The organism is Pseudomonas fluorescens, assembly GCF_902497995.1.
Lineage (GTDB): Bacteria > Pseudomonadota > Gammaproteobacteria > Pseudomonadales > Pseudomonadaceae > Aquipseudomonas > Aquipseudomonas fluorescens_BK.
In genome coordinates this window covers 108111-130396 of the sequence record NZ_CABVII010000010.1, presented here as the reverse complement: position 1 = coordinate 130396, position 22286 = coordinate 108111, and the positions used below count along the sequence as shown (strand labels likewise).

At 60.0% G+C, this 22286-nt stretch carries 20 protein-coding genes; 11 read left to right on the top strand and 9 right to left on the bottom strand.

What is annotated here, in order from left to right; genetic code table 11:
- Positions 1 to 68: 68 nt before the first annotated feature.
- Positions 69 to 911 (bottom strand): pca regulon transcriptional regulator PcaR, encoded by an 843-nt coding sequence (gene pcaR, locus F8N80_RS13850; protein ID WP_150746117.1) that lies wholly within the window; start codon positions 909 to 911, stop codon positions 69 to 71.
- Between the two features lie 680 nt (positions 912 to 1591).
- Here pcaR and F8N80_RS13840 point away from each other — a divergent pair.
- On the top strand, positions 1592 to 1792 hold the full coding sequence (locus F8N80_RS13840; RefSeq protein ID WP_150746116.1) for a hypothetical protein: 201 nt from the start codon (positions 1592 to 1594) through the stop codon (positions 1790 to 1792).
- 377 nt (positions 1793 to 2169) lie between these two features.
- The gene (locus F8N80_RS13835; protein ID WP_150746115.1) at positions 2170 to 3645 is read left to right on the top strand and encodes an inorganic phosphate transporter; all 1476 of its coding nucleotides are present in this window, start codon (positions 2170 to 2172) and stop codon (positions 3643 to 3645) included.
- A 264-nt stretch (positions 3646 to 3909) separates the two neighbouring features.
- On the opposite strand, the gene ccoM is transcribed toward F8N80_RS13835, so the two are convergent.
- The 3 genes from ccoM to F8N80_RS13830 all read right to left on the bottom strand — a co-directional run bounded on the left by ccoM (position 3910) and on the right by F8N80_RS13830 (position 4742).
- On the bottom strand, positions 3910 to 4023 hold the full coding sequence (ccoM, locus tag F8N80_RS31995; RefSeq protein WP_318185859.1) for a cytochrome c oxidase subunit CcoM: 114 nt from the start codon (positions 4021 to 4023) through the stop codon (positions 3910 to 3912).
- A 144-nt stretch (positions 4024 to 4167) separates the two neighbouring features.
- Positions 4168 to 4329, bottom strand: a complete 162-nt coding sequence (locus F8N80_RS31170) for a hypothetical protein (protein ID WP_007906621.1) — start codon at positions 4327 to 4329, stop codon at positions 4168 to 4170.
- A 71-nt stretch (positions 4330 to 4400) separates the two neighbouring features.
- Positions 4401 to 4742 (bottom strand): aspartate-semialdehyde dehydrogenase, encoded by a 342-nt coding sequence (locus F8N80_RS13830; protein ID WP_150784036.1) that lies wholly within the window; start codon positions 4740 to 4742, stop codon positions 4401 to 4403.
- A 217-nt stretch (positions 4743 to 4959) separates the two neighbouring features.
- On the opposite strand from F8N80_RS13830, the gene rapA reads away from it, so the two are divergent.
- Complete coding sequence (gene rapA, locus F8N80_RS13825; protein WP_150784035.1) at positions 4960 to 7806, top strand: RNA polymerase-associated protein RapA; 2847 nt, start codon at positions 4960 to 4962, stop codon at positions 7804 to 7806.
- A 183-nt stretch (positions 7807 to 7989) separates the two neighbouring features.
- Here rapA and F8N80_RS13820 read toward each other — a convergent pair whose 3' ends face one another.
- The 3 genes from F8N80_RS13820 to F8N80_RS13810 form a co-directional block, all read right to left on the bottom strand.
- On the bottom strand, positions 7990 to 9339 hold the full coding sequence (locus F8N80_RS13820) for a spinster family MFS transporter (RefSeq protein WP_150784034.1): 1350 nt from the start codon (positions 9337 to 9339) through the stop codon (positions 7990 to 7992).
- A gap of 182 nt (positions 9340 to 9521) precedes the next feature.
- Entirely contained in the window at positions 9522 to 10415 is an 894-nt protein-coding gene (locus F8N80_RS13815) for an NAD(P)-dependent oxidoreductase (RefSeq protein WP_150746111.1), read from the bottom strand.
- Between the two features lie 234 nt (positions 10416 to 10649).
- Entirely contained in the window at positions 10650 to 10955 is a 306-nt protein-coding gene (locus tag F8N80_RS13810; RefSeq protein WP_150746166.1) for a DUF2288 domain-containing protein, read from the bottom strand.
- A gap of 338 nt (positions 10956 to 11293) precedes the next feature.
- Here F8N80_RS13810 and F8N80_RS13805 point away from each other — a divergent pair, with 338 nt between their 5' ends.
- From F8N80_RS13805 to F8N80_RS13785, 5 genes are all read left to right on the top strand, one after another.
- Positions 11294 to 12421, top strand: a complete 1128-nt coding sequence (locus F8N80_RS13805) for a branched-chain amino acid ABC transporter substrate-binding protein (RefSeq protein WP_150746110.1) — start codon at positions 11294 to 11296, stop codon at positions 12419 to 12421.
- 232 nt (positions 12422 to 12653) lie between these two features.
- A complete protein-coding gene (gene livH, locus F8N80_RS13800; protein ID WP_150746109.1) occupies positions 12654 to 13577 on the top strand; it encodes a high-affinity branched-chain amino acid ABC transporter permease LivH in 924 nt (307 codons plus the stop codon).
- On the top strand, positions 13574 to 14830 hold the full coding sequence (locus F8N80_RS13795; RefSeq protein ID WP_150784033.1) for a high-affinity branched-chain amino acid ABC transporter permease LivM: 1257 nt from the start codon (positions 13574 to 13576) through the stop codon (positions 14828 to 14830). Before livH ends, F8N80_RS13795 begins: the two co-directional genes overlap by 4 nt.
- Positions 14827 to 15594: a high-affinity branched-chain amino acid ABC transporter ATP-binding protein LivG gene (gene livG, locus F8N80_RS13790; RefSeq protein ID WP_150746107.1), complete on the top strand. Its 768-nt coding sequence runs from the start codon at positions 14827 to 14829 to the stop codon at positions 15592 to 15594. Before F8N80_RS13795 ends, livG begins: the two co-directional genes overlap by 4 nt.
- The gene (locus F8N80_RS13785; RefSeq protein WP_064676186.1) at positions 15595 to 16296 is read left to right on the top strand and encodes an ABC transporter ATP-binding protein; all 702 of its coding nucleotides are present in this window, start codon (positions 15595 to 15597) and stop codon (positions 16294 to 16296) included. It begins immediately after the preceding gene.
- 304 nt (positions 16297 to 16600) lie between these two features.
- Here the strand turns inward: F8N80_RS13785 and F8N80_RS13780 are convergent, their stop codons facing one another.
- Positions 16601 to 16930: a hypothetical protein gene (locus F8N80_RS13780; protein WP_224790677.1), complete on the bottom strand. Its 330-nt coding sequence runs from the start codon at positions 16928 to 16930 to the stop codon at positions 16601 to 16603.
- Positions 16931 to 17145: 215 nt separating this feature from the next.
- Here F8N80_RS13780 and F8N80_RS13775 point away from each other — a divergent pair, with 215 nt between their 5' ends.
- Both F8N80_RS13775 and F8N80_RS13770 read left to right on the top strand, forming a co-directional pair.
- Positions 17146 to 17811: a COG3650 family protein gene (locus tag F8N80_RS13775; protein WP_150784032.1), complete on the top strand. Its 666-nt coding sequence runs from the start codon at positions 17146 to 17148 to the stop codon at positions 17809 to 17811.
- A 95-nt stretch (positions 17812 to 17906) separates the two neighbouring features.
- On the top strand, positions 17907 to 19520 hold the full coding sequence (locus F8N80_RS13770) for an NAD(P)/FAD-dependent oxidoreductase (RefSeq protein WP_150746105.1): 1614 nt from the start codon (positions 17907 to 17909) through the stop codon (positions 19518 to 19520).
- A 130-nt stretch (positions 19521 to 19650) separates the two neighbouring features.
- On the opposite strand, the gene F8N80_RS13765 is transcribed toward F8N80_RS13770, so the two are convergent.
- Positions 19651 to 20745 (bottom strand): PLP-dependent cysteine synthase family protein, encoded by a 1095-nt coding sequence (locus tag F8N80_RS13765; protein WP_150746104.1) that lies wholly within the window; start codon positions 20743 to 20745, stop codon positions 19651 to 19653.
- A gap of 239 nt (positions 20746 to 20984) precedes the next feature.
- Here F8N80_RS13765 and nhaA point away from each other — a divergent pair, with 239 nt between their 5' ends.
- Complete coding sequence (gene nhaA / locus F8N80_RS13760; RefSeq protein ID WP_150746103.1) at positions 20985 to 22172, top strand: Na+/H+ antiporter NhaA; 1188 nt, start codon at positions 20985 to 20987, stop codon at positions 22170 to 22172.
- Positions 22173 to 22286: the final 114 nt, after the last annotated feature.

The following is a 22286-nucleotide window of genomic DNA, read 5'->3' as shown; positions in this document are numbered from 1 at the left end:
CGACATTAGTGATCCAGGGGAAGGAGCGTCAATTCGACAAATGCACCTGTGTGCGGTTATCGAACAACTTAGGCGAAGAGCTGTGCACTGAGGTCTCGGCTGGCGCTCAGCAGACCCGGCAGGAAACGTTGTTCCAGCTCGTTGCGGCTGACCCGGCCGGCGTGAGTACTCACATTCAAGGCCGCCACGACTTGTCCGGAAGCGTCGTACACCGGAACGGCGATCGAGCGCAGGCCCTGCTCGAGTTCCTGATCGACGATGCACCAACCTTGCTGCCGCACTTCCTGCAGGCATTCGAGCAAGGCCTCCGGGGTGTGCAAGGTACGACTGGTCTTGGCTTGCAGCTCCGCATGATCGAGGTACTCGCGCAACGAAGTATCGTCCAGCGCGGCGAGCAGAATTCTGCCCATGGACGTGCAATAGGCCGGCAGGCGTCCGCCCACCGACAAATCAACGGAAATCAGCCGTTGGGTGGTGGCGGAGCGGGCGATATACAGGATGTCATCGCCCTCCAGCGTGGCCATGTTGCAAGCCTCGTGAAGTTGCTCGCTCATGCGGTCCAGGTAGGGCTGGGCGGACACCGCCAACGGTGTCGAGGACACATAAGCATGGCCGAGGGTCAACACTTTGGGCAGCAGCGAATAGGTGCGACCGTCAGTGGTGGCGTAGCCGAGCTTGATCAGGGTGTGCAGGCAACGTCGCACAGCGGCGCGAGGTATTTCCGTACGATGGCTGATCTGAGCGATGGTCAGGTGCCGTTTGCGCTCCTGGAACGCTTGCACCACGGCCAGGCCACGGGCCAGGGACGTCATGAAATCAGGGTCTCCGGTCATGGCCTGAATCCGCTTGGCCGGCGACGCAACGATCGGCGGCGCCACTGAGGCGAAGGAATTGCGCATTTGATCGTTCATATCAGGTCCTTTTCCCACACGGATCAGCGAGCATTACAAGCGGCACCCGACATTCTGCACAAGCCATGGGCGCCAACATTGGGCGATTATCGAACGCTCAACCGATAATCGCAATCCATGCTATCCAACACCCGATGTTTTTTTGCGGATTTACGCCGTCCCGCAGCAGTTCACACTTGCAGGGCACAGGCAGAAGAGAGTAAATGTAATTGTCGTTACTTGACCGACTTGATGGCGCCGCAAAGACACCGCTGTAACCTGACATAGAGGGGCGTCCTAGTTGGCCCTGAAGTTGCGAACAACAAAACAATCACACAGGGAGAACCACTTTTAACTCGTTGACGATAGTGTTCTTCGAATCGACCGCTATAATACAGTTCAGTGGTGCTCGGTTTTTTACCGAGTTCGCCATCCGGTAGCGCGATGTCCCATCGTCGCTGCTCGCAGCAAGCGCCAGATGCTCACTTCACAGGCTTCGACCAGGCGCTCGCTGAAACAGGAGTCTGATGCTACGTCAGCTATTTGTCTCTGGTGCCGTGGCCGCCTGCAACATGGAAGTATTGATTGTAAATGCCCAGAAAACGATGCCTTCGCGGGTGTTGTCCTTTCGACGAGTGTGATCAATAGGTTTGATGCAGCGCGTTTCACCAGAATTAATCTCATTTCAATCAGGTACCACTGTGACAAAAGACGAACTGCGCGCGGAACTTGAGCGTCAGGAACAACGCTACAAGGACGTTTACGGCGGAGAAGTCACCACCTACGCCGCCCAGCCCGAACCGGAACGCAAGCCTTGGCGCAAACGCGCCACCGTTCAGGATCAGGCATTCACTCAAGAACTGCAGAAAATGGAAAAGGAACTCAAAGCCGAAGAGCGGTGACCGTCTCGGCCTGAATCCTTTCGGGGCCTGGTGTCTGCACCCCTTACAAGCGGGGTGTATAGATGTTGCCTTTTCGCGCCCGTTATCCGCGGGCAGCGCCTGCCTCACCCACCGGATGAGGTAAATGGCATATGTCTGGCCCTCTTTTCAGATATTTCACACAAGCGTTGAAGTCTCTCGGTCCTACGAGAGAAACCCTTGTGCCTGGGGCTTTCCAAAGAAATTCAATGACTTGTAAAACCCGGTAAAACCCGGGGGACCAAGGTATTTTTACAAATTAATTCGTTGAAGAATGTTACCGATGAGCAGCAAGTGCATCGATTAGCGGTCTTTTCTGGCATAATCGCGCCCCCTTACGACCGGGTCAGAAAACCTTCATGATCGATTTATTCAGCGGACTGGATGCTTGGGTGCTTGTGAGCCTCTTGCTCGCCCTGGCCTTTGTCCTCGCCTTCGAGTTCATCAACGGCTTTCATGACACCGCTAACGCGGTGGCCACCGTTATCTACACCAAAGCCATGCCGCCTCATCTGGCGGTGTTCTTTTCCGGTGTGTTCAACTTTCTCGGCGTGCTGCTGGGCGGGGTTGGCGTGGCCTATGCCATCGTCCACCTGTTGCCGGTGGAGCTGTTGATCAATGTGAACACCGGTCACGGGCTGGCCATGGTGTTCTCGTTGCTTGCCGCCGCCATTACCTGGAACCTGGGTACCTGGTATTTCGGCATCCCGGCTTCCAGCTCCCACACGCTGATCGGTTCGATTCTCGGTGTCGGCCTGGCCAATGCCTTGATCAACGATATTCCGTTGGCCGACGGCGTGAACTGGCAGAAAGCGATCGACATCGGCGCCTCCCTGGTGTTCTCGCCGATGGCCGGCTTCCTGGTTGCCGCGCTGATATTGATCGGCCTTAAATGGTGGCGTCCGCTGTCGAAGATGCACAAGACGCCGGAACAGCGCCGCAAGATCGACGACAAGAAGCACCCGCCGTTCTGGAACCGCCTGGTGCTGGTGATTTCGGCGATGGCCGTCAGCTTTGTGCACGGCTCCAACGATGGCCAGAAAGGTATCGGCCTGATCATGCTGGTGCTGATCGGTATCGTCCCGGCGCAGTTTGTGCTCGACCTGGGCAGCACGACTTACCAGATCGAACGGACTCGCGACGCAACCTTGCACCTGAGCCAGTTCTACAAGCGCAATGCCGATACGCTGGGTGAATACCTGGCCCTGGGCAAAAGCGTGGAAGGCGATCTGCCAGAGAAATTCCGTTGCAACCCGCAACAGACCGAACCGACGATCACGGCCTTGCTTGATACCCTCAAGGGTGTAGCCGACTACCACTCGCTGTCGGCGGAAAGCCGCATCGAAGTGCGTCGCTACCTGCTGTGCCTTGACGACACCGCGAAGAAAGTCGGCAAGTTGCCTAGCCTCGCTGCCCGTGAAAAGGCTGACCTGGACAAGTTGCGCAAAGATCTGACCACCACCACCGAATACGCGCCGTTCTGGGTGATTCTGGCGGTCGCCCTGGCCCTCGGCCTCGGCACCATGGTTGGCTGGAAACGCGTGGTACTGACCATCGGCGAGAAGATCGGCAAGCAAGGCATGACCTACTCCCAAGGCATGTCGGCACAGATCACTACCGCGAGCCTGATCGGCCTGGCCAACATCTTCAGCCTGCCGGTATCCACCACCCACGTCCTGTCCTCGGGCGTGGCCGGCACCATGATCGCCAATAAAAGTGGCCTGCAAAGCGGTACCGTCAGAACCATCCTGCTGGCCTGGGTCCTGACCCTGCCGGCGACCGTGGCACTGTCGGCCGGCTTGTTCTGGCTGGCTTCCAAGGCACTCGGCAGCTGATACACAGCGGCACGAAAAAGGCGCGTTCCGTGAGGTTCGCGCCTTTTTTATTCCTGCTCTTCCTGACACCGCAGCACAAATGTGGGAGCGGGCTTGCTCGCGAAGAGGCCGTAACATTCAACATCTATGTTGGCTGTCATGCCGTCTTCGCGAGCAAGCCCGCTCCCACAGGGTATCTATGTACCTCGATATATTTTCGCAGACAAAAAAAAGGCGACCGAAGTCGCCCAAAATGCCTTGCGTGCTCATTACATCCACAAAAACCTATGGCTTGCGCTTATGCGAGTCCTTCCAGATAAAAAATCCAAACCCTGCAAAAAACAGAAGCATGAGGCCGACTGTCAGCACTCCGGCGATCACCACGTTGTCGAGAAACATGCTGGCTCTCCCTGCAGTTGCCTTGTTGCGATGAGGCTAAGGTAACCAATCAGGCAGAAGAGAATATTGACCGGGATCAATGTCGCCCGAGACTGGGCGTAAAGGAGGGAGAAAATTGACCTGCATCAACCGATGCAGGGGACATCAACGCTTTTTCGGTTTGTTTTTCGGCTTTTTCTTCGCTTTACCCAATGGCATGGCCTGTTCAAATGCCTGGCGCACTTCGTTCAGGCGTTTTTCGTTGAGGTCATGAACCCGCTTGGCGCGTTCGGTGTTGAGGTCGATCAGCTTGTCGTCTTGACTCATGGCGTTCAGTACATCGCTTGGCAGGTTTTCATAATAATGCAGTCTGACGGCAACCCTGAACAGCCATCGCCTCAAATCTTGATATCGACCCACAAACCCTGACGCGGCTCGCCTTCAATCAGCGGCACGACCGGCACGGTGTTGTCGGCGTTGAGCTCGGTACCGGGAATCGCCAGGTGTACTTCAACGCTGTCATCAGTTTCTCGACGACGCTTTTCCCGCTCCTGCTTGCGACGTTGTTCCTCGCGCAATTGAAAGGCCGCTTCTTCCGGATCGCGTTGCTGCAGGTCGATCGTGCTTTCGCTGGAGCTTTCCTGCACCGGCACCACAGGCGGGATATCCGGACGCGGGCGGACCGGGTCAAGTTGTGAGGTGATCGGAACCGCACTCAAGGGGAGCATCGGTGGCAGCATAATGATGGGTCTCCTGTCAGCAGGCTGTCGGCTGCGCAGATGGCGACTTGAGCCATCGGTTGCAAACTGTGACCCGGTTGGCACGAATAGATGCCCCGGCCTGCACCCCTCGCATGGGTAGTCTAAGGTAATACCGTGAGTTTTATGAGAGTCCTTTGGCCCTGAAGCCCTCATTCCGTTAAGATAGCCCGCTTTTTCAAGGTGGGAGACAGGCAGCATGGCGCAGCAGTATCAACCGGGGCAACGCTGGATCAGTGACAGCGAAGCCGAGCTGGGTTTGGGCACCGTTCTGGCACAGGACGGTCGCTTGTTGACCGTGCTCTATCCGGCCACTGGCGACACTCGCCAGTACGCGCTACGGAATGCGCCCCTCACTCGTGTGCGGTTTTCGCCGGGCGACTCGATCACTCACTTCGAAGGCTGGAAACTGACCGTACAGGAAGTCGACGACGTCGACGGCCTGCTGGTCTACCACGGCCTCAATGCACAGAACGAAGTGGTCACGCTGCCGGAAACCCAACTGTCGAACTTCATCCAGTTCCGTCTGGCCAGTGACCGCCTGTTTGCCGGCCAGATCGATCCCCTGCCCTGGTTCTCCCTGCGTTATCACACCCTGGAACACACCAGCCGCCAATTGCAGTCCGCGCTGTGGGGCCTGGGCGGCGTGCGTGCGCAACCGATCGCGCACCAGCTGCACATCGCCCGCGAAGTCGCCGACCGGATTGCGCCGCGGGTGCTGCTGGCGGATGAAGTAGGCCTGGGCAAGACCATCGAAGCCGGCCTGGTGATCCATCGCCAACTGCTCTCGGGTCGCGCCAACCGCGTGCTGATCCTGGTGCCGGAAAACCTGCAGCACCAGTGGCTGGTGGAGATGCGCCGTCGCTTCAACCTGCAAGTCGCGCTGTTCGACGAAGAACGCTTCATCGAAAGCGATGCCTCCAACCCGTTCGAAGACACCCAGCTCGCGCTGGTCGCACTCGAGTGGCTGGTGGAAGACGAAAAGGCCCAGGACGCACTGTTCGCCGCCGGCTGGGACCTGATGGTGGTCGACGAAGCCCACCACCTGGTATGGCACGAAGACAAGGCCAGCCCCGAGTACACCCTGGTCGAGCAGCTTGCTGAAACGATCCCGGGCGTCTTGCTGCTGACCGCAACCCCGGAACAACTGGGCCAGGACAGCCACTTTGCCCGTCTGCGCCTGCTCGACCCGAACCGTTTCCATGACCTGCAGGCCTTCCGCGCCGAGAGCGAAAACTATCGCCCGGTCGCAGAAGCCGTTCAGGAACTGCTGGACAAAGGGCGCCTGTCGCCTGAAGCGCACAAGACCATCCACGGCTTCCTCGGCAATGAAGGCGAAGCGCTATTGACCGCAGTCAACGATGGCGACACCGAAGCCGGCGCCCGTCTGGTTCGCGAACTGCTGGACCGCCACGGCACCGGCCGCGTGCTGTTTCGCAACACCCGCGCCGCGGTGCAGGGTTTCCCGGAACGCAATCTGCACCCGTACCCGCTGCCGTGCCCGGACGAATACCTCGAACTGCCGCTGGGCGATCACGCCGAGCTGTACCCGGAAGTCAGCTTCCAGGCCCTGCCGGACGCCAACGAAGAAGAGCGCTGGTGGAAATTCGACCCGCGCGTCGAATGGCTGATCGACACCCTGAAAATGCTCAAGCGCACCAAAGTACTGGTGATCTGCGCCCACGCCGAAACCGCCATGGACCTGGAAGACGCCCTGCGCGTGCGCTCCGGCATTCCGGCCACGGTGTTCCATGAAGGCATGAACATCCTCGAGCGTGACCGCGCCGCCGCCTACTTCGCCGACGAAGAGTTTGGCGCGCAAGTGCTGATCTGCTCGGAAATCGGCAGTGAAGGTCGCAACTTCCAGTTCTCGCACCATTTGGTGCTGTTCGACCTGCCATCGCACCCGGACTTGCTGGAACAGCGTATCGGTCGTCTGGACCGGATCGGCCAGAAGCACATCATCGAAGTGCACGTGCCGTACTTGGAAACCAGCCCGCAAGAGCGGCTGTTCCAGTGGTATCACGAAGCACTGAACGCCTTTCTGAACACCTGCCCGACCGGCAACGCCTTGCAGCACCAGTTCGGCCCGCGCCTGCTGCCGCTGCTGGAAAACGCCGACGACGGTGAGTGGCAAGCCCTGATCGACGAAGCCCGCGCCGAGCGCGAACGCCTGGAAGCCGAGTTGCACACCGGCCGTGACCGCTTGCTGGAGCTCAACTCCGGCGGCGCCGGCGAAGGTGACGCGCTGGTCGAGGACATCCTCGAGCAAGACGACCAGTTCACGCTGCCGATCTATATGGAAACCCTGTTCGACGCCTTCGGTATCGACAGCGAAGACCATTCGGAAAACGCCCTGATCCTCAAGCCGAGCGAAAAAATGCTCGACGCCAGCTTCCCGCTGGGCGACGACGAAGGCGTGACCATCACCTACGACCGCAACCAGGCGCTGTCTCGCGAAGACATGCAGTTCATCACCTGGGAACACCCGATGGTTCAGGGCGGCATGGACCTGGTGCTGTCCGGCTCCATGGGCAACACCGCCGTGGCGTTGATCAAGAACAAGGCGCTCAAACCCGGCACCGTGTTGCTGGAACTGCTCTATGTCAGCGAAGTGGTTGCCCCGCGCTCGCTGCAACTGGGCCGTTACCTGCCGCCGGCCGCCCTGCGCTGCCTGCTCGACGCCAATGGCAACGACCTGTCGGCCCGGGTCTCGTTCGAGACCCTGAACGACCAACTGGAAAGCGTGCCTCGCGCCAGCGCCAACAAGTTCATCCAGGCCCAGCGCGACCAGCTGACGCCACGGATCAACGCCGGCGAAGAGAAGATCTTCCCGCGCCACGCCGAGCGCGTTGCCGAGGCACAGCGTCGCCTGGCCGCCGATACCGACGAAGAACTGGCGCGCCTGACCGCGCTGCAAGCGGTCAACCCGACCGTGCGCGACAGCGAACTGATTGCCCTGCGCAAACAGCGCGAGCAAGGTTTGGCCATGCTGGACAAGGCGGCGCTGCGACTGGAAGCGATTCGGGTGTTGGTGGCGGGTTGATCCCGGCCCTGCCCCGTTAAAACAAAAGGCCCGCAGCGATGCGGGCCTTTTTTGTCTACTTGATAGCTGCGGTGTTGCTGATGGCCTCTTCGCGGGCAAGCCCGCTCCCACAGTGTCCGTGTCGAGCACAAAATCCATGAACGCTACTGAACCCTGTGGGAGCGGGCTTGCCCGCGAAGGCGATCAGGCAGTCGCCGCAGTAACCCCAGGCTCAACCCCCCCTACCAACCCCTCTTTCATCCGCTTGGCATCGCGCACAAAACACCGCGAAGCCAGGACCAGAAACACCATGGTGAAGAACAGCGCCACCGGAATCAGGTACATCGCGTCATGCAGGCCGACCGCCTTGAACGCCTCGGTCATCTGTTCAGCACCGGCCGACAGCATGGCGGCATGGGCAAAGTGATCGGACAGAGCGCCCACCACCACCGGACCGAGACCTCCGCCCAGCAGATACAACCCGGCAAAAAACAGTGCCATGGCCGTCGCCCGCAGGCGCGGTTCGACCACGTCCTGAATGGCGGTGTAGACGCAGGTGTAGAAGTTATAGGCAAACAACCAGCCCACACTGAATACCGCCACAAATACCCCGATCTCGATCCGCCCCGAATGCAGGGCCCAGGCCGTGCACAAGGTCGAGATGATCAGGCTGAAGGCCGCAAACAGCAGGCGACCATTGGCGATGCGCTGGTGAATCTTGTCGGCGACCCAGCCTCCCAGCGTCAGGCCGAACAACCCGGTGACGCCGACGATCACCCCGGTCGCCACTGCCGCTTCCTGCAGCGGCATCAGGAAATAGCGCTGCAGCATCGGCACCAGGAACGAGTTGCAGGCATAGGTCGCGAAGTTGAAGCACAGCCCCGCCATCACCAGCCACAGGAAGGTCGGCACTGCCAGCACGCGACGGATTGGCCGGTCCACGCGTTCCTGCGAGACCTGCACGCTTTCCGCTGCGCCGCGTTGCGGCTCCTTGATGAAGAACATGAAGACCGCCAGGATCAGCCCCGGCACCGCCGCGATGAAGAACGGCGCACGCCAGCTGTCGAACGCCTTGACCATCCAGCCAATGGTGAAGAAAGCGAGCAATAACCCCAACGGCAAGCCGAGCATGAAAATGCCCATCGCCCGCGCGCGGCGGTGGGCCGGAAACAGGTCGCCAATCAGCGAATTGGCCGCCGGCGCATAACTGGCTTCGCCGATGCCGATGCCCATGCGCACGATCAGGAAACTCCAGAAGCTGCCCACCAACCCGTTGACTGCGGTCAGCCCGCTCCATGCCGCCAGGCCCCAGCCCATCAATTTGCTGCGCGAGCCGGTATCGGCCAGTCGCCCCAATGGCAGGCCGGCGATGGCGTAGACGAGGGTAAATGCAGTGCCGATGATCCCCAGCTGAAAGTCGCTGAGGTGCCATTCCATGCGGATCGGCTCGATGATGATGGCCGGAATGGTGCGGTCGAAAAAGTTGAACAGGTTGGCCAGGAACAGCAGGAACAGAATGCGCCAGGCATTCGCCGCTTGGGTCGAGTTCTGCATGGGTCCGTCTCTTTTATTGTTATTGGGACATCACTGTCCCGGAGCCTGCAATCTAGTCAGGCCCGCTAAAGCTGTCTGTAATTATTCGTAAAGCTGATACCTGCCCATGGCAGCAGCCGTGGCCCATGCAACAATTTATTTCTCAAGGCACTCAATCAACCTGCGCAAGCACGCCCGCGCGGTCAGCCCTCCGAGTCTGGCTGGCGGTAGAGCTGCACCAACGTTGACGGGTCCTTTTCCAAAAAGCCCTGGCCCCCATGCAGGCGCATCAGTTGGGCGGCCAATCCGCTGATGGGCGTGGCCGAGCCCTGTTCACGGGAAAACTGCACCGCGGTGTCGAGGTCCTTGAGCAGCGTCCGTACGTGCCATTTCACCGGTTCGAAACGGCTCTCGGCCATTTGCGGCGCGAGTATCTGCAAGGGCCTGGAGTCGGCGAAACCACCGGCCAGGGCTTCGGCGATCAGGCGGGCATCGACACCGGAACGCTCGGCCAACGCCACCACTTCGGCGATCACCAGCGCATTGCAGGCGACAATCATCTGATTACAAGCCTTGGTCACCTGCCCTGCCCCGACGGCGCCCATGTGGGTCACGCGCTGACCGAGGCTCAGCAATACCGGCCTGACTCGTTGCAGATCCATGGCTTCGCCGCCGACCATGATCGCCAGGCTGCCGGCCTCGGCGCCGACCACCCCGCCGGACACTGGTGCGTCCAGCCAGCTCATGCCGGTCTGGCTGAATAGTGCTGTGGCCATTTCCCGCGTCGCGGCAGGTTCCAGGCTGGAAAAATCCACCAGCAGTTGGCCGCTTTTCGCACCTTGCGCCACCCCCGCCGCGCCAAAAACCACCTCGCGGACCACTGAAGTTTCCGCCAGGCATAACATCACTACCTGCGCGTGCTGGCACAGTTCAGCGGCCGTGGCGACCTGTCGCGCGCCAGCCTCGACCAGCGGCGCACATTTGGCCGGATTGCGATTCCACACGGTCAGCGGATAACCCGCGGCCAGCAGGCGTCGGCACATGGGCAAGCCCATCAGGCCGATCCCGGCAAATCCAAGCGACGGTAGCGTTGCCATCCTTTAGCCTCCTCTTGATTGCAGATCGTCAAATACCGGCCGCAAAACCCGGCGCCTTGCTCACAATCAGAAACAATTAAGCAGCCCCAAGGCAGCGCGATAAACTGTTCCCGTTACGCGCACGTCACCCTCGCCAAGACCCTTCTGTGGCCTTTCTTCACGGCAACATGCCATCACGCTACTCACCTACACACTTTTATCCGCCGAAACGACGCACCAATAATGTGCAAGCTCTCAGCTCGTCGCCCTTTCCTGGATCAGAATCCACGGCGAAACGACCACTGCCCACAACTCGGGATCACGCTCGAAAAGATCCAGCGCCCGCGTTTCAGACAGCTTGCCGAGCTGCTCGGCGGCCAGCCAGGCAGCCACTTTCTCGCCTTCATCCGTCGCCAAAGCCTCGGCTGCGGCAATCAAATCCAGGCCAGGAGCGACCCATAACAGGGCACCTTTGGCGAAGAAGGGTTCCAGCTCCTTCCAGGTGATCGATGCGGTTTCACCAAGCAGCTTGGCATAGAGGGTGCTAGGTTCTTGAGTCATGGGTCCTGTCCGGAAAAGAAATCGTCGTCATCATAACGTCGGTGGTCTGGCAGAAAAACCCGGATGCAATTGAGTGACCGATCGAAAAGAGCAGGAAAGCCAAGGATTGCTGATATTTCAGCTATAACCCCCGCCGCGATTCTGTCTTTTTCTTTCAATTAAGCGACACCCTCAGGTTTTGCCCCCTGGCGCCAGCTTCACAGGCTGACAATCGCCGCTCTACACTGTACCGGTACAGTTGCCGGGGGCATTTTCCGGAAGGTATCGAAGATATCTGACCCGGTTCTGCTGCTACGGCGCCAGGACTATAAAAACTACAACAGTAAGAGTGGAGCACTATGACTAAGGCTACTAAGCAGATTTCCAAACTGTTTGCCGCTATGGTTCTGGCCGGGGTGGCCAGCCATTCGTTCGCAGCCGACACCATCAAAATCGGCATCGCCGGCCCTAAAACCGGCCCTGTAGCCCAGTATGGCGACATGCAGTTCAGTGGCGCCAAAATGGCCATCGAACAAATCAACGCCAAAGGCGGCGTAGACGGCAAGAAACTCCAGGCCGTTGAATACGATGACGCCTGCGATCCGAAACAAGCCGTGGCTGTGGCGAACAAAGTCGTCAACGACGGCGTCAAGTTCGTCGTCGGTCACCTGTGCTCCAGCTCCACCCAACCGGCTTCGGACATTTACGAAGACGAAGGCGTGATCATGATCACCCCGGCTGCCACCAGCCCGGACATCACTTCCCGTGGTTACAAAATGGTGTTCCGCACCATCGGTCTGGACAGCGCCCAGGGCCCTGCCGCCGGTAATTACATCGCCGACTTCGTCAAACCGAAGATCGTTGCAGTTCTGCACGACAAACAGCAATACGGTGAAGGCATCGCCTCCGCCGTGAAGAAAACCCTGGAAGGCAAAAACGTCAAGGTTGCCGTGTTCGAAGGCATCAACGCCGGCGACAAGGACTTTTCGTCGATGGTCTCCAAGCTCAAGCAAGCCAATGTCGACTTCGTCTACTACGGCGGCTACCACCCGGAGCTGGGGCTGCTCCTGCGTCAAGCCCAGGAAAAAGGCCTGAAAGCCAAGTTCATGGGGCCGGAAGGCGTGGGTAACGACTCGATTTCGCAGATCGCCAAGGAAGCTTCCGAAGGCCTGCTGGTGACCCTGCCGAAATCCTTCGACCAGGATCCGGCCAACGTCGCCCTGGCTGATGCGTTCAAAGCCAAGAAAGAAGACCCGAGCGGTCCGTTCGTGTTCCCGTCCTACTCGGCTGTGACCGTGATTGCCGACGCCATCAAGACTGCCAAGTCCGAAGACACTGCCAAAGTGGCTGAAGCCATCCACAAAGGCACCTTCAAGACGCCGACCGGCGACCTGAGCTTCGATGACAAAGGCGACCTGAAAGACTTCAAATTCGTGGTCTACGAGTGGCACTTCGGCAAACCAAAAACTGAAGCCAAGCCTCAGTAAGGCGTTGCCTGACTGACTGCCAATAAAGCCCACGGCGTGCCGTGGGCTTTGTTTTACGAACGTATTGGGCCGCGCTGGCGTGATCCGCCAGTCTCCCCACCTGAAAATCTCAAAACCGTCATCAGCGGTTCGCTGGCCAATCTCGAATTCCAAGTGGGTGCAGATCCATGGGGCTCGAGAGGGAAAATGACTCCACCAGTGAAATGCGTATCAGGTTTTTAGGAGCGCTGTAATGCCTGACATCTATCACTTTTTCCAACAGCTGGTTAATGGTCTGACCATTGGCAGCACGTATGCCCTGATCGCCATCGGCTATACGATGGTTTACGGCATCATTGGAATGATCAACTTCGCCCACGGCGAGGTGTACATGATCGGCTCCTACGTGGCGTTCATCGCCATCGCCGGGCTGGCCATGCTGGGACTCGACAGCGTTCCGCTGTTGATGACCGCTGCTTTCCTGGCAACCATCGTCGTGACCAGTGCCTACGGCTACAGCATCGAACGGATCGCCTACCGCCCCTTGCGCGGCAGCAACCGTCTGATCCCACTGATTTCCGCCATCGGCATGTCGATCTTCCTGCAGAACACGGTTCTGCTGGCGCAAGACTCCAAGGACAAGTCCATCCCCAACCTGATCCCGGGAAACTTCTCCATCGGGCCAGGTGGCGCACAAGAAGTGCTGGTTTCCTACATGCAAATCGTGGTGTTCGTGGTGACTTTTGTCGCCATGCTCGGCCTGACGTTGTTCATCTCCCGCTCTCGCCTGGGTCGCGCCTGCCGCGCCTGTGCCGAAGACATCAAGATGGCCAACCTCTTGGGCATCAACACCAACAACATCATCGCCCTGACCTTCGTCATCGGTGCCGCGCTGGCGGCCATCGCGGCCGTGCTGCTGAGCATGCAATACGGCGTGATCAACCCGAATGCCGGTTTCCTGGTCGGCCTCAAGGCCTTCACCGCCGCAGTACTGGGCGGTATCGGCAGCATCCCCGGCGCCATGCTCGGCGGGATCGTGCTTGGGGTGGCGGAAGCCTTTGGTGCCGATATCTTCGGCGACCAGTACAAGGACGTTGTGGCGTTCGGTCTACTGGTTCTGGTGTTGTTGTTCCGGCCAACCGGCCTGCTGGGCCGCCCGGAGGTTGAAAAAGTATGACTAGGAATCTTAAACAGGCGTTGTTCAGCGCCTTGCTGGTGTGGGCCGTCGCCTACCCGGTACTCGGTTTGAAACTGACCATTGTCGGCATCAACCTCGAAGTCCATGGCACCAGTGACGCCACACTGATCACCATCGCCGTGTGCTCGGTGCTGATGTTCCTGCGGGTGCTGTTCGACCAGCAGATCGGCGCAGCCTGGAAATCCTCGCCCAGCATGCCGATGATGCCGGCCAAGGCCAGTACCTTCCTGACCCTGCCGACCACCCAGCGCTGGATCATCATCGCGTTGATCATCGGCGCCCTGGTCTGGCCGTTCTTCGGCTCCCGCGGTGCGGTGGATATCGCCACCCTGGTGCTGATCTACGTGATGCTCGGCCTGGGCCTGAACATCGTGGTCGGCCTGGCCGGTCTGCTCGACCTCGGTTACGTCGGCTTCTATGCCGTCGGCGCCTACAGCTACGCGCTGCTGTCGCACTACTACGGTCTGAGCTTCTGGATCTGCCTGCCGATCGCCGGTCTGATGGCGGCCACCTTCGGCTTCCTGCTCGGCTTCCCGGTGCTGCGTCTGCGCGGTGACTACCTGGCGATCGTGACGCTGGGCTTCGGTGAAATCATCCGTCTGTTCCTGCGTAACCTGACCGGCCTCACGGGCGGTCCGAACGGTATCAGCAACATCGAGAAACCGACGTTCTTCGGCCTGACCTTCGAACGTAAAGCCGCTGAAGGCCTGCAGACCTTCCACGAGTACTTCGGCCTGGCATACAACTCGATCAACAAGGTGATCTTCCTTTACCTGGTTGCGCTGTTGCTGGCGCTGTTCGCCCTGTTCGTCATCAACCGCTTGCTGCGCATGCCTCTGGGTCGTGCCTGGGAAGCGCTGCGTGAAGACGAAATCGCCTGCCGTGCGCTGGGTCTGAACCCGACCGTCATCAAACTCTCGGCCTTTACCCTCGGTGCGTGCTTCGCCGGTTTCGCCGGCAGCTTCTTCGCCGCGCGTCAGGGCCTGGTGACACCGGAGTCCTTCACCTTCATCGAGTCGGCGACCATCCTTGCCATCGTGGTGCTGGGTGGCATGGGCTCGCAACTGGGCGTCGTACTCGCCGCCACGGTGATGATCCTGTTGCCGGAAATGATGCGTGAGTTCAGTGAGTACCGCATGTTGATGTTCGGTGCCTTGATGGTGCTGATGATGATCTGGCGGCCTCAAGGCCTGCTGCCCATGCAACGTCCTCACATGGAGCTGCGCAAATGAGCCGCGAGATCCTTAAAGTCGAAAATCTGAGCATGCGCTTCGGCGGCTTGCTGGCGGTCAACGGCGTGGCCCTGACCGTGAAAGAAAAACAGGTGGTGGCGCTGATCGGCCCTAACGGCGCCGGCAAAACCACCGTGTTCAACTGCCTGACCGGTTTCTACAAGCCCAGTGGCGGCAGCATCCTGCTTGACGGGCAAGCGATCGAAGGCCTGCCCGGCCACAAGATCGCCCTCAAAGGCGTGGTGCGCACCTTCCAGAACGTACGGCTGTTCAAGGACATGACTGCGGTCGAGAACCTGTTGATCGCCCAGCACCGTCACCTGAACACCAACTTCCTGGCCGGTCTGTTCAAGACCCCGGGGTTTCGCAAGAGCGAGCGCGAGGCGATGGAGTTCGCCGAGTACTGGCTGGACAAGGTCAACCTCAAGGCGTTCGCCAACCGTCCGGCCGGCACCCTGGCCTACGGTCAGCAACGTCGCCTGGAAATCGCCCGCTGCATGATGACCCGTCCGCGGATCCTCATGCTCGACGAACCGGCCGCCGGCCTGAACCCGAAGGAAACCGAGGACCTGAAGGCGCTGATCAGCATGCTGCGTGAAGAGCACAACGTCACCGTGCTGCTGATCGAACACGACATGAAACTGGTCATGAGCATTTCCGACCACATCGTCGTGATCAACCAGGGCACGCCCCTGGCCGATGGCACGCCGGAACAGATCCGCGACAATCCTGAAGTGATCAAAGCCTACCTGGGGGAAGCGTAAATGCTGCAATTCGAAAACGTTTCCACCTTCTACGGCAAGATCCAGGCCCTGCACAGCGTCAACGTGGAAATCCGTCAGGGCGAAATCGTTACGTTGATCGGCGCCAACGGCGCCGGCAAGTCGACCCTGCTGATGACCCTCTGCGGCTCGCCGCAGGCCCACAGCGGCAGCATCCGCTACATGGGCGAAGAGCTCGTGGGGCAGACCTCGGCGCAGATCATGCGCAAGAGCATCGCGGTAGTGCCGGAAGGTCGTCGGGTGTTTGCCCGCCTGACCGTGGAAGAAAACCTCGCCATGGGCGGCTTCTTCACCGATAAGGGTGATTATCAGGAGCAGATGGACAAGGTTCTCGGACTTTTCCCACGCCTGAAAGAACGCTTCGCCCAGCGCGGCGGCACCATGTCCGGCGGCGAACAGCAAATGCTCGCCATCGGCCGGGCGCTGATGAGCAAGCCCAAGCTGCTGTTGCTCGACGAGCCTTCACTGGGTCTGGCGCCGATCATCATCCAGCAGATCTTCGACATCATCGAACAGCTGCGCAAGGATGGCGTGACGGTGTTCCTGGTGGAGCAGAACGCCAACCAGGCGCTGAAAATCGCTGACCGGGCGTATGTTCTGGAGAACGGCCGGGTGGTGATGCAAGGCACAGGTGAAGCACTGCTGACCGATCCGAAAGTGCGCGAAGCGTACCTCGGTGGTTAAGCCTTTGCGGTAACCCAAAAAACGGCCTTCGCGGGCAATGCCAGTCAGTTAAGCGAAATCCCTGTGGGAGCGGGCTTGCTCGCGAAGACGGCGGCACAGTCAACATTGATGTCGCCTGATCCACCGCTTTCGCGAGCAAGCCCGCTCCCACAGGTTCTGCAGCTTAACTGACTGACATTAGCCTTCGCGGGCCGTTTTTTTGGTTGTGGGATCAGTGAGAGCCTGTCCAACGCCTCGCCACTGCGCTTGAACCCGTCGACGCTGGCTGAACAAAACCAACAGGCGGCGCTGGCTCAGCGTCGCGTTAACGTGTCGAAGGTTCCAGCAGCGTAGGCACCAGGTCGCGGGCGATATCCCGCGGTACGGAGATCATCAGCTTGGGGCCTTCGACCACCGTTCTTATCGTCGCGGTCGACACCAGCATTCCGTTGATGACCAGCCGCAAGGGTTGATTCATTGCCTCACGTGTCACTTGCGCCAGGCGGCGTTGCGCATCCGCGGCCAGCGTGACCTGAAGCCCGATGGACTGCGGATTTGCATTGTCTTCCCTCTTGAGTTCCAGGCTCATCTCAGTGAAATCGGCTGCGGATGAAAACGCGATGTCGGCCGCGACACACGGCAGTGCCGCAGTCATTGCGCATGCCATCAGTAGCAGCCTTCCTGATCCGCGCATAACTTTCTCCCGAGCGTAAAGGCTGAAGGTTAAGCGCAAAAAACCTGGGTGCCAAAGTCGCAAATAAGGCTGGATGTTACCGGCGCCGACGTCGAACCCTCGACAAGCCTCATTCATGGGGTTGTGATGAACGGTCATGCTGAGTAACGTGGCGGCACTTGTCTGGAGAACCAAAGATGCGTGTCGCCCGTTCCTTACTCCTTGTTGCCCTGCTTCCACTGTTCGCCGCCTGCCAGCTACTCGATAGCCCGGATGAAAGCGCCTCGCAAGCGGGACAAACCCGCCTGCAGGGTCAACTGACGGCGGCCGACGGCAAGCTGCTGTTTGTGCCGTGCAACGAACAACGCAGCTACGTGGTCAACGACACCGGCGGCACCAGCGTGCTGCAAGAGGCCGCCACGTTGGCCGATGCCCGGGGCAAGTTGTTCGCCGACGTGCGTGGCCGGATCGTGGCCAGTGGCGCCGATAACCGACTCGATCTGCAGCAGCTGTATCGCGTCGAGCGTTCCGGCACCGCCTGTGCGGATCCAGACTTCAAAAAGTTGATCCTGCGTGCTGCCGGCCACGGTCCGGAATGGAACGTGAGGGTCAGCGCCAAAGGCATGGTCATCGAGCGTGCCGGTCAGCCGCCATTGGTGGTGCCGTACGTTGAAGAGCAACTGGGCGATGGCCGTTTCAACCTCAGTACCGAAGCCAATAAGCAGCACATCGAGCTGTGGGTCGCGCCGCAACGTTGTGTCGACAGCAAGACCGGCAGTGTCCAGCACATGAGCGCCGAGCTGCGCATCGATGGCAAGGTTCAGCGCGGCTGCGGGTATTTCGGCGGATCCCGGGACGACTGATCGTTTAAGCCTCACGGGTATGCGCCTTTGGGGCTTATAATCGCGGGTTTCAAACGCCTTGGCGCAGTTGTGCGCCCCGCGAACCGGATCCCGTCATGTTACGAATCACCGAACTCAAGCTGCCGATCGACCATCCCGATGAAGACCTGCGCCCTGCCATCGTGCAGCGCCTGGGGATCGCCAGTGATGACCTGCTCGATTTCACCTTGTTCAAGCGCAGCTACGATGCGCGCAAAAAGTCCTCCGAACTGTGCTTCATCTACACCATCGACCTCAACGTTCGCGATGAGGCGGCGGTGTTGCACACGTTCGCCGATGACCGTAACGTCAACGTGGCGCCGGATGTCAGCTACAAGCCGGTTGGCCAGGCACCGGCCGATCTGCAGCAACGCCCGATTGTCGTAGGTTTCGGTCCGTGCGGGATTTTCGCCGGGCTGCTGCTGGCACAAATGGGCTTCAAGCCGATCATCCTCGAGCGCGGCACCGAAGTGCGCCAGCGCACCAAGGACACCTGGGGCCTGTGGCGCAAAAGCGTACTCAACCCCGAGTCCAACGTGCAGTTCGGCGAAGGCGGCGCGGGGACGTTTTCCGATGGCAAGCTCTACAGCCAGATCAAGGATCCGAAGTTCATCGGGCGTAAAGTCCTGCACGAGTTCGTCAAGGCCGGTGCGCCGGAAGAAATCCTCTACGTCAGCAAACCGCATATCGGTACGTTCCGCCTGACCGGTGTCGTGGAAAACATGCGTGAGCAGATTCGCGCCCTCGGCGGCGAAGTGCGCTTCCAGCAGCGTGTCACTGAAGTCTTGATCGAGGATGGCCAACTGGTCGGCGTCGAACTCAACGGCGGCGAGCAGATCCATTCGAAACACGTGATTCTGGCCTTGGGCCACAGCGCCCGGGACACTTTCCGCATGCTTCACGCGCGGGGCGTGTTCATGGAAGCCAAGCCGTTCTCGGTGGGTTTCCGGATCGAACACCCGCAGTCGCTGATCGACCGTGCGCGCCTGGGCAAGTACGCCGGCCACCCGAAACTCGGTGCCGCCGACTACAAACTGGTGCACCACGCCAGCAATGGCCGGTCGGTCTACAGCTTCTGCATGTGCCCGGGCGGCACCGTGGTCGCAGCGACGTCCGAGCCGAACCGCGTGGTCACCAACGGCATGAGCCAATACTCGCGTAACGAGCGCAACGCCAACTCCGGGATCGTCGTCGGCATCACCCCGGACGTCGATTATCCGGGTGGCCCGCTGGCCGGGATCGAGCTGCAGGAGCGCCTGGAATCCCACGCCTTTGTGCTCGGTGGCAGCAACTACGAAGCGCCGGCGCAATTGGTCGGCGACTTTATCGCGGGCAAGCCATCCACCGAGTTGGGCAGTGTCGAGCCGTCCTACAAGCCGGGGGTTGCCCTGGGTGATCTGGCGCTGGCCTTGCCGGCGTTTGCCATCGAAGCCATTCGCGAAGCCTTGCCGGCGTTCGAGAAGCAGATTCGTGGCTACTCGCTGCACGACGCAGTGTTGACCGGGATCGAGACGCGTACCTCATCGCCATTGCGGATTACCCGCAACGAGTCGATGCAGAGCCTGAACGTGAAGGGCCTGTTTCCGGCGGGTGAAGGCGCGGGTTATGCAGGCGGGATTCTGTCGGCAGGTGTCGATGGGATTCGGATTGCCGAAGCGGTAGCCCGAGACATCCTCGGCCTGGAAGCCTGACCAATAACCCGCGAACACCACAAACCCTGTAGGAGCGAGGCTTGCCCGCGAAGAACGATAACGTGGTTTTTCTGAAAGACCGCGTTATCGTTCTTCGCGGGCAAGCCTCGCTCCTACAGGGTGTCGAATTTTAGATATTGGCGCGCAGCACGGTGTCCGGCAGCGGTTCACCGCGCTCGACACTCGCCGCCACCGCGTCCATCAAACCACTCAACGCATACCCCTGGGCCTTGAGCCAATCCTGATCGTAATAGGTGGTGGCATAGCGCTCACCGCCATCACACAGAATCGCCACGATCGACCCCGACTCCCCCGCCGCTACCATCTGTCGGGCCGCCATCAATGCGCCGATCAGATTGGTCCCGCTGGATCCGCCAACACGACGTCCCAAACGCTGCGCCAGATAATGCATGGCCGCCAGTGACAGGGCGTCCGGCACCTTGACCATCGCATCGATCACCTTGGGCAAAAACGACGCTTCCACCCGTGGCCGACCGATGCCCTCGATTCGCGAACCATGATCCAGGCGCAGGCTGGCGTCGCCCGTCAGGTAGTAATCGAAGAACACCGAACGCTCGGCATCGGCGCAGAGCACCCGGGTGCAATGCTGACGATAACGCACGTAACGGCCGAGGGTCGCCGTGGTGCCGCCGGTGCCGGGACTGGAAATCAACCAACTCGGTTCGGGGTGCTGTTCGAAACGCATCTGCTGGAAGATCGATTCGGCGATGTTGTTGTTCGCCCGCCAGTCAGTGGCGCGCTCGGCGTAGGTGAACTGATCGATGAAATGCCCGTCATGCTCGCGCGCCAGGCGTTCGGATTCGGCATAGATCTGCGTCGGATCATCGACCAGATGATGCTTGCCGCCGTAGAACCCGATCTGCTCGATCTTCTCCCTGGAGGTGGTCGCGGGCATCACCGCAATGAACGGCAATCCGAGCAAACGGGCGAAGTACGCCTCGGAAATCGCCGTCGAACCGCTGGACGCCTCGATCACCGGCGCACCGGGTTTGAGCCAGCCGTTACACAGCGCATACAGAAACAACGAGCGGGCCAGCCGATGTTTCAGGCTGCCGGTGGGATGGCTGGACTCGTCCTTGAAATACAACTCGATGCCCGGCAAACCCGGCAACGCCAAAGGGATCAGGTGGGTGTCGGCACTGCGCTGGAAATCGGCTTCGATGATCCGGATGGCTTCACGGGCCCACTGTCGGTTGTCGCTCATGGTGGTTTTCTCTTCGAGTCGGCCTTTTTGCAAGGCTCAGCTGACAAGCTTAGGAAAGATCCTACATCACGCACAGATACAGCTGAGGTTCAATACGCCCCGCGACTGCTAGGCTCAGCTCCGTATCGGCCACTAGCGTTGTAACGCTATATAACAAAAAAGAATATAACTTTTGTTTTAACAACTAAGGGTACGGGTTAGGGTGTGCCACCTTTTTGAATCATCAATGGAGAGCGACCTTGCCTCTGCGTAGCACTTTCACGCGTTTCTTTCAGTTGGAAGCTGCCAGCGGTCTGTTGTTGATCGCCGCTGCAGCCCTGGCTTTGATCATCAACAACTCCCCGCTGTCGTGGCTCTACAACGGCCTGCTGGACACCCCCGTGGTCGCCCAGATCGGCGCGCTGAAAATCGCCAAGCCCTTGCTGCTATGGATCAACGACGGCCTGATGGCCTTGTTCTTCCTGCTGATCGGCCTGGAAGTGAAGCGCGAAGTGCTCGACGGCCAGTTGTCGAAACCTTCGCAAATCGTCCTGCCCGGAGCGGCCGCCATTGGCGGCATGGTGGTGCCGGCGCTGATCTACTGGTTTCTCAACCGGGATAACCCGCCAGCCCTCAGTGGCTGGGCCATTCCGATGGCCACCGACATCGCCTTCGCCCTCGGAGTGCTCGCCCTCCTGGGCAAGCGGGTGCCGGTGTCGCTGAAACTGTTCCTGATGACCCTGGCGATCATTGACGACCTCGGCGCCATCATCGTCATCGCGATCTTCTATTCAGGTGCGCTGTCGACTCTGTCACTGGCGCTGGCGGCCGCCTGCATCGTGGCGCTGATCGCGATGAACCGACTCGGTGTCGTCAAGCTCGGGCCGTACATGATCATCGGTCTGATCCTGTGGGTCTGCGTGCTCAAGAGTGGCGTCCATGCGACACTGGCCGGCGTGACCCTGGCCTTCTGCATTCCGCTTCGCACCAAAAATGCCGAGCCTTCGCCGCTGCTGAACCTGGAACACGCCCTGCACCCCTGGGTGGCCTACGGCATCCTGCCGCTGTTCGCCTTCGCCAACGCCGGCCTGTCCCTGAGCGGCGTCACCGTCGAAAGCTTCACCCACGACGTGCCGATGGGCATCGCAGTCGGCCTGCTGCTGGGCAAGATGCTTGGCGTGTTCGGCCTGACCTGGCTGGCGGTGAAAATCGGCATCGCCGCCCTGCCCCAAGGCGCCAACTGGGGCCAGGTACTGGGCGTGGCGATCCTCTGCGGCATCGGTTTCACCATGAGTCTGTTTGTCGGCTCCCTGGCGTTTGTGCCGGGTGCCAGCGAATACGCCGGGATGGATCGGATGGGGATTTTGACCGGTTCGATACTGGCGGCGGTGATCGGGTATGGGGTGACGGCGGTGGCGAGTCGCAAGCGTTCCAGTCCGGCGGTTTAGCACAAAGCAAGATAAAAGATCGTCCGAACGCGGCCCGAGCCGTAATTGGGGCGTACACAAATCCGAGTCCGGTAGAGATTCATTGTGAGCGAGCCTGCTCGCGAATGCAGGCTG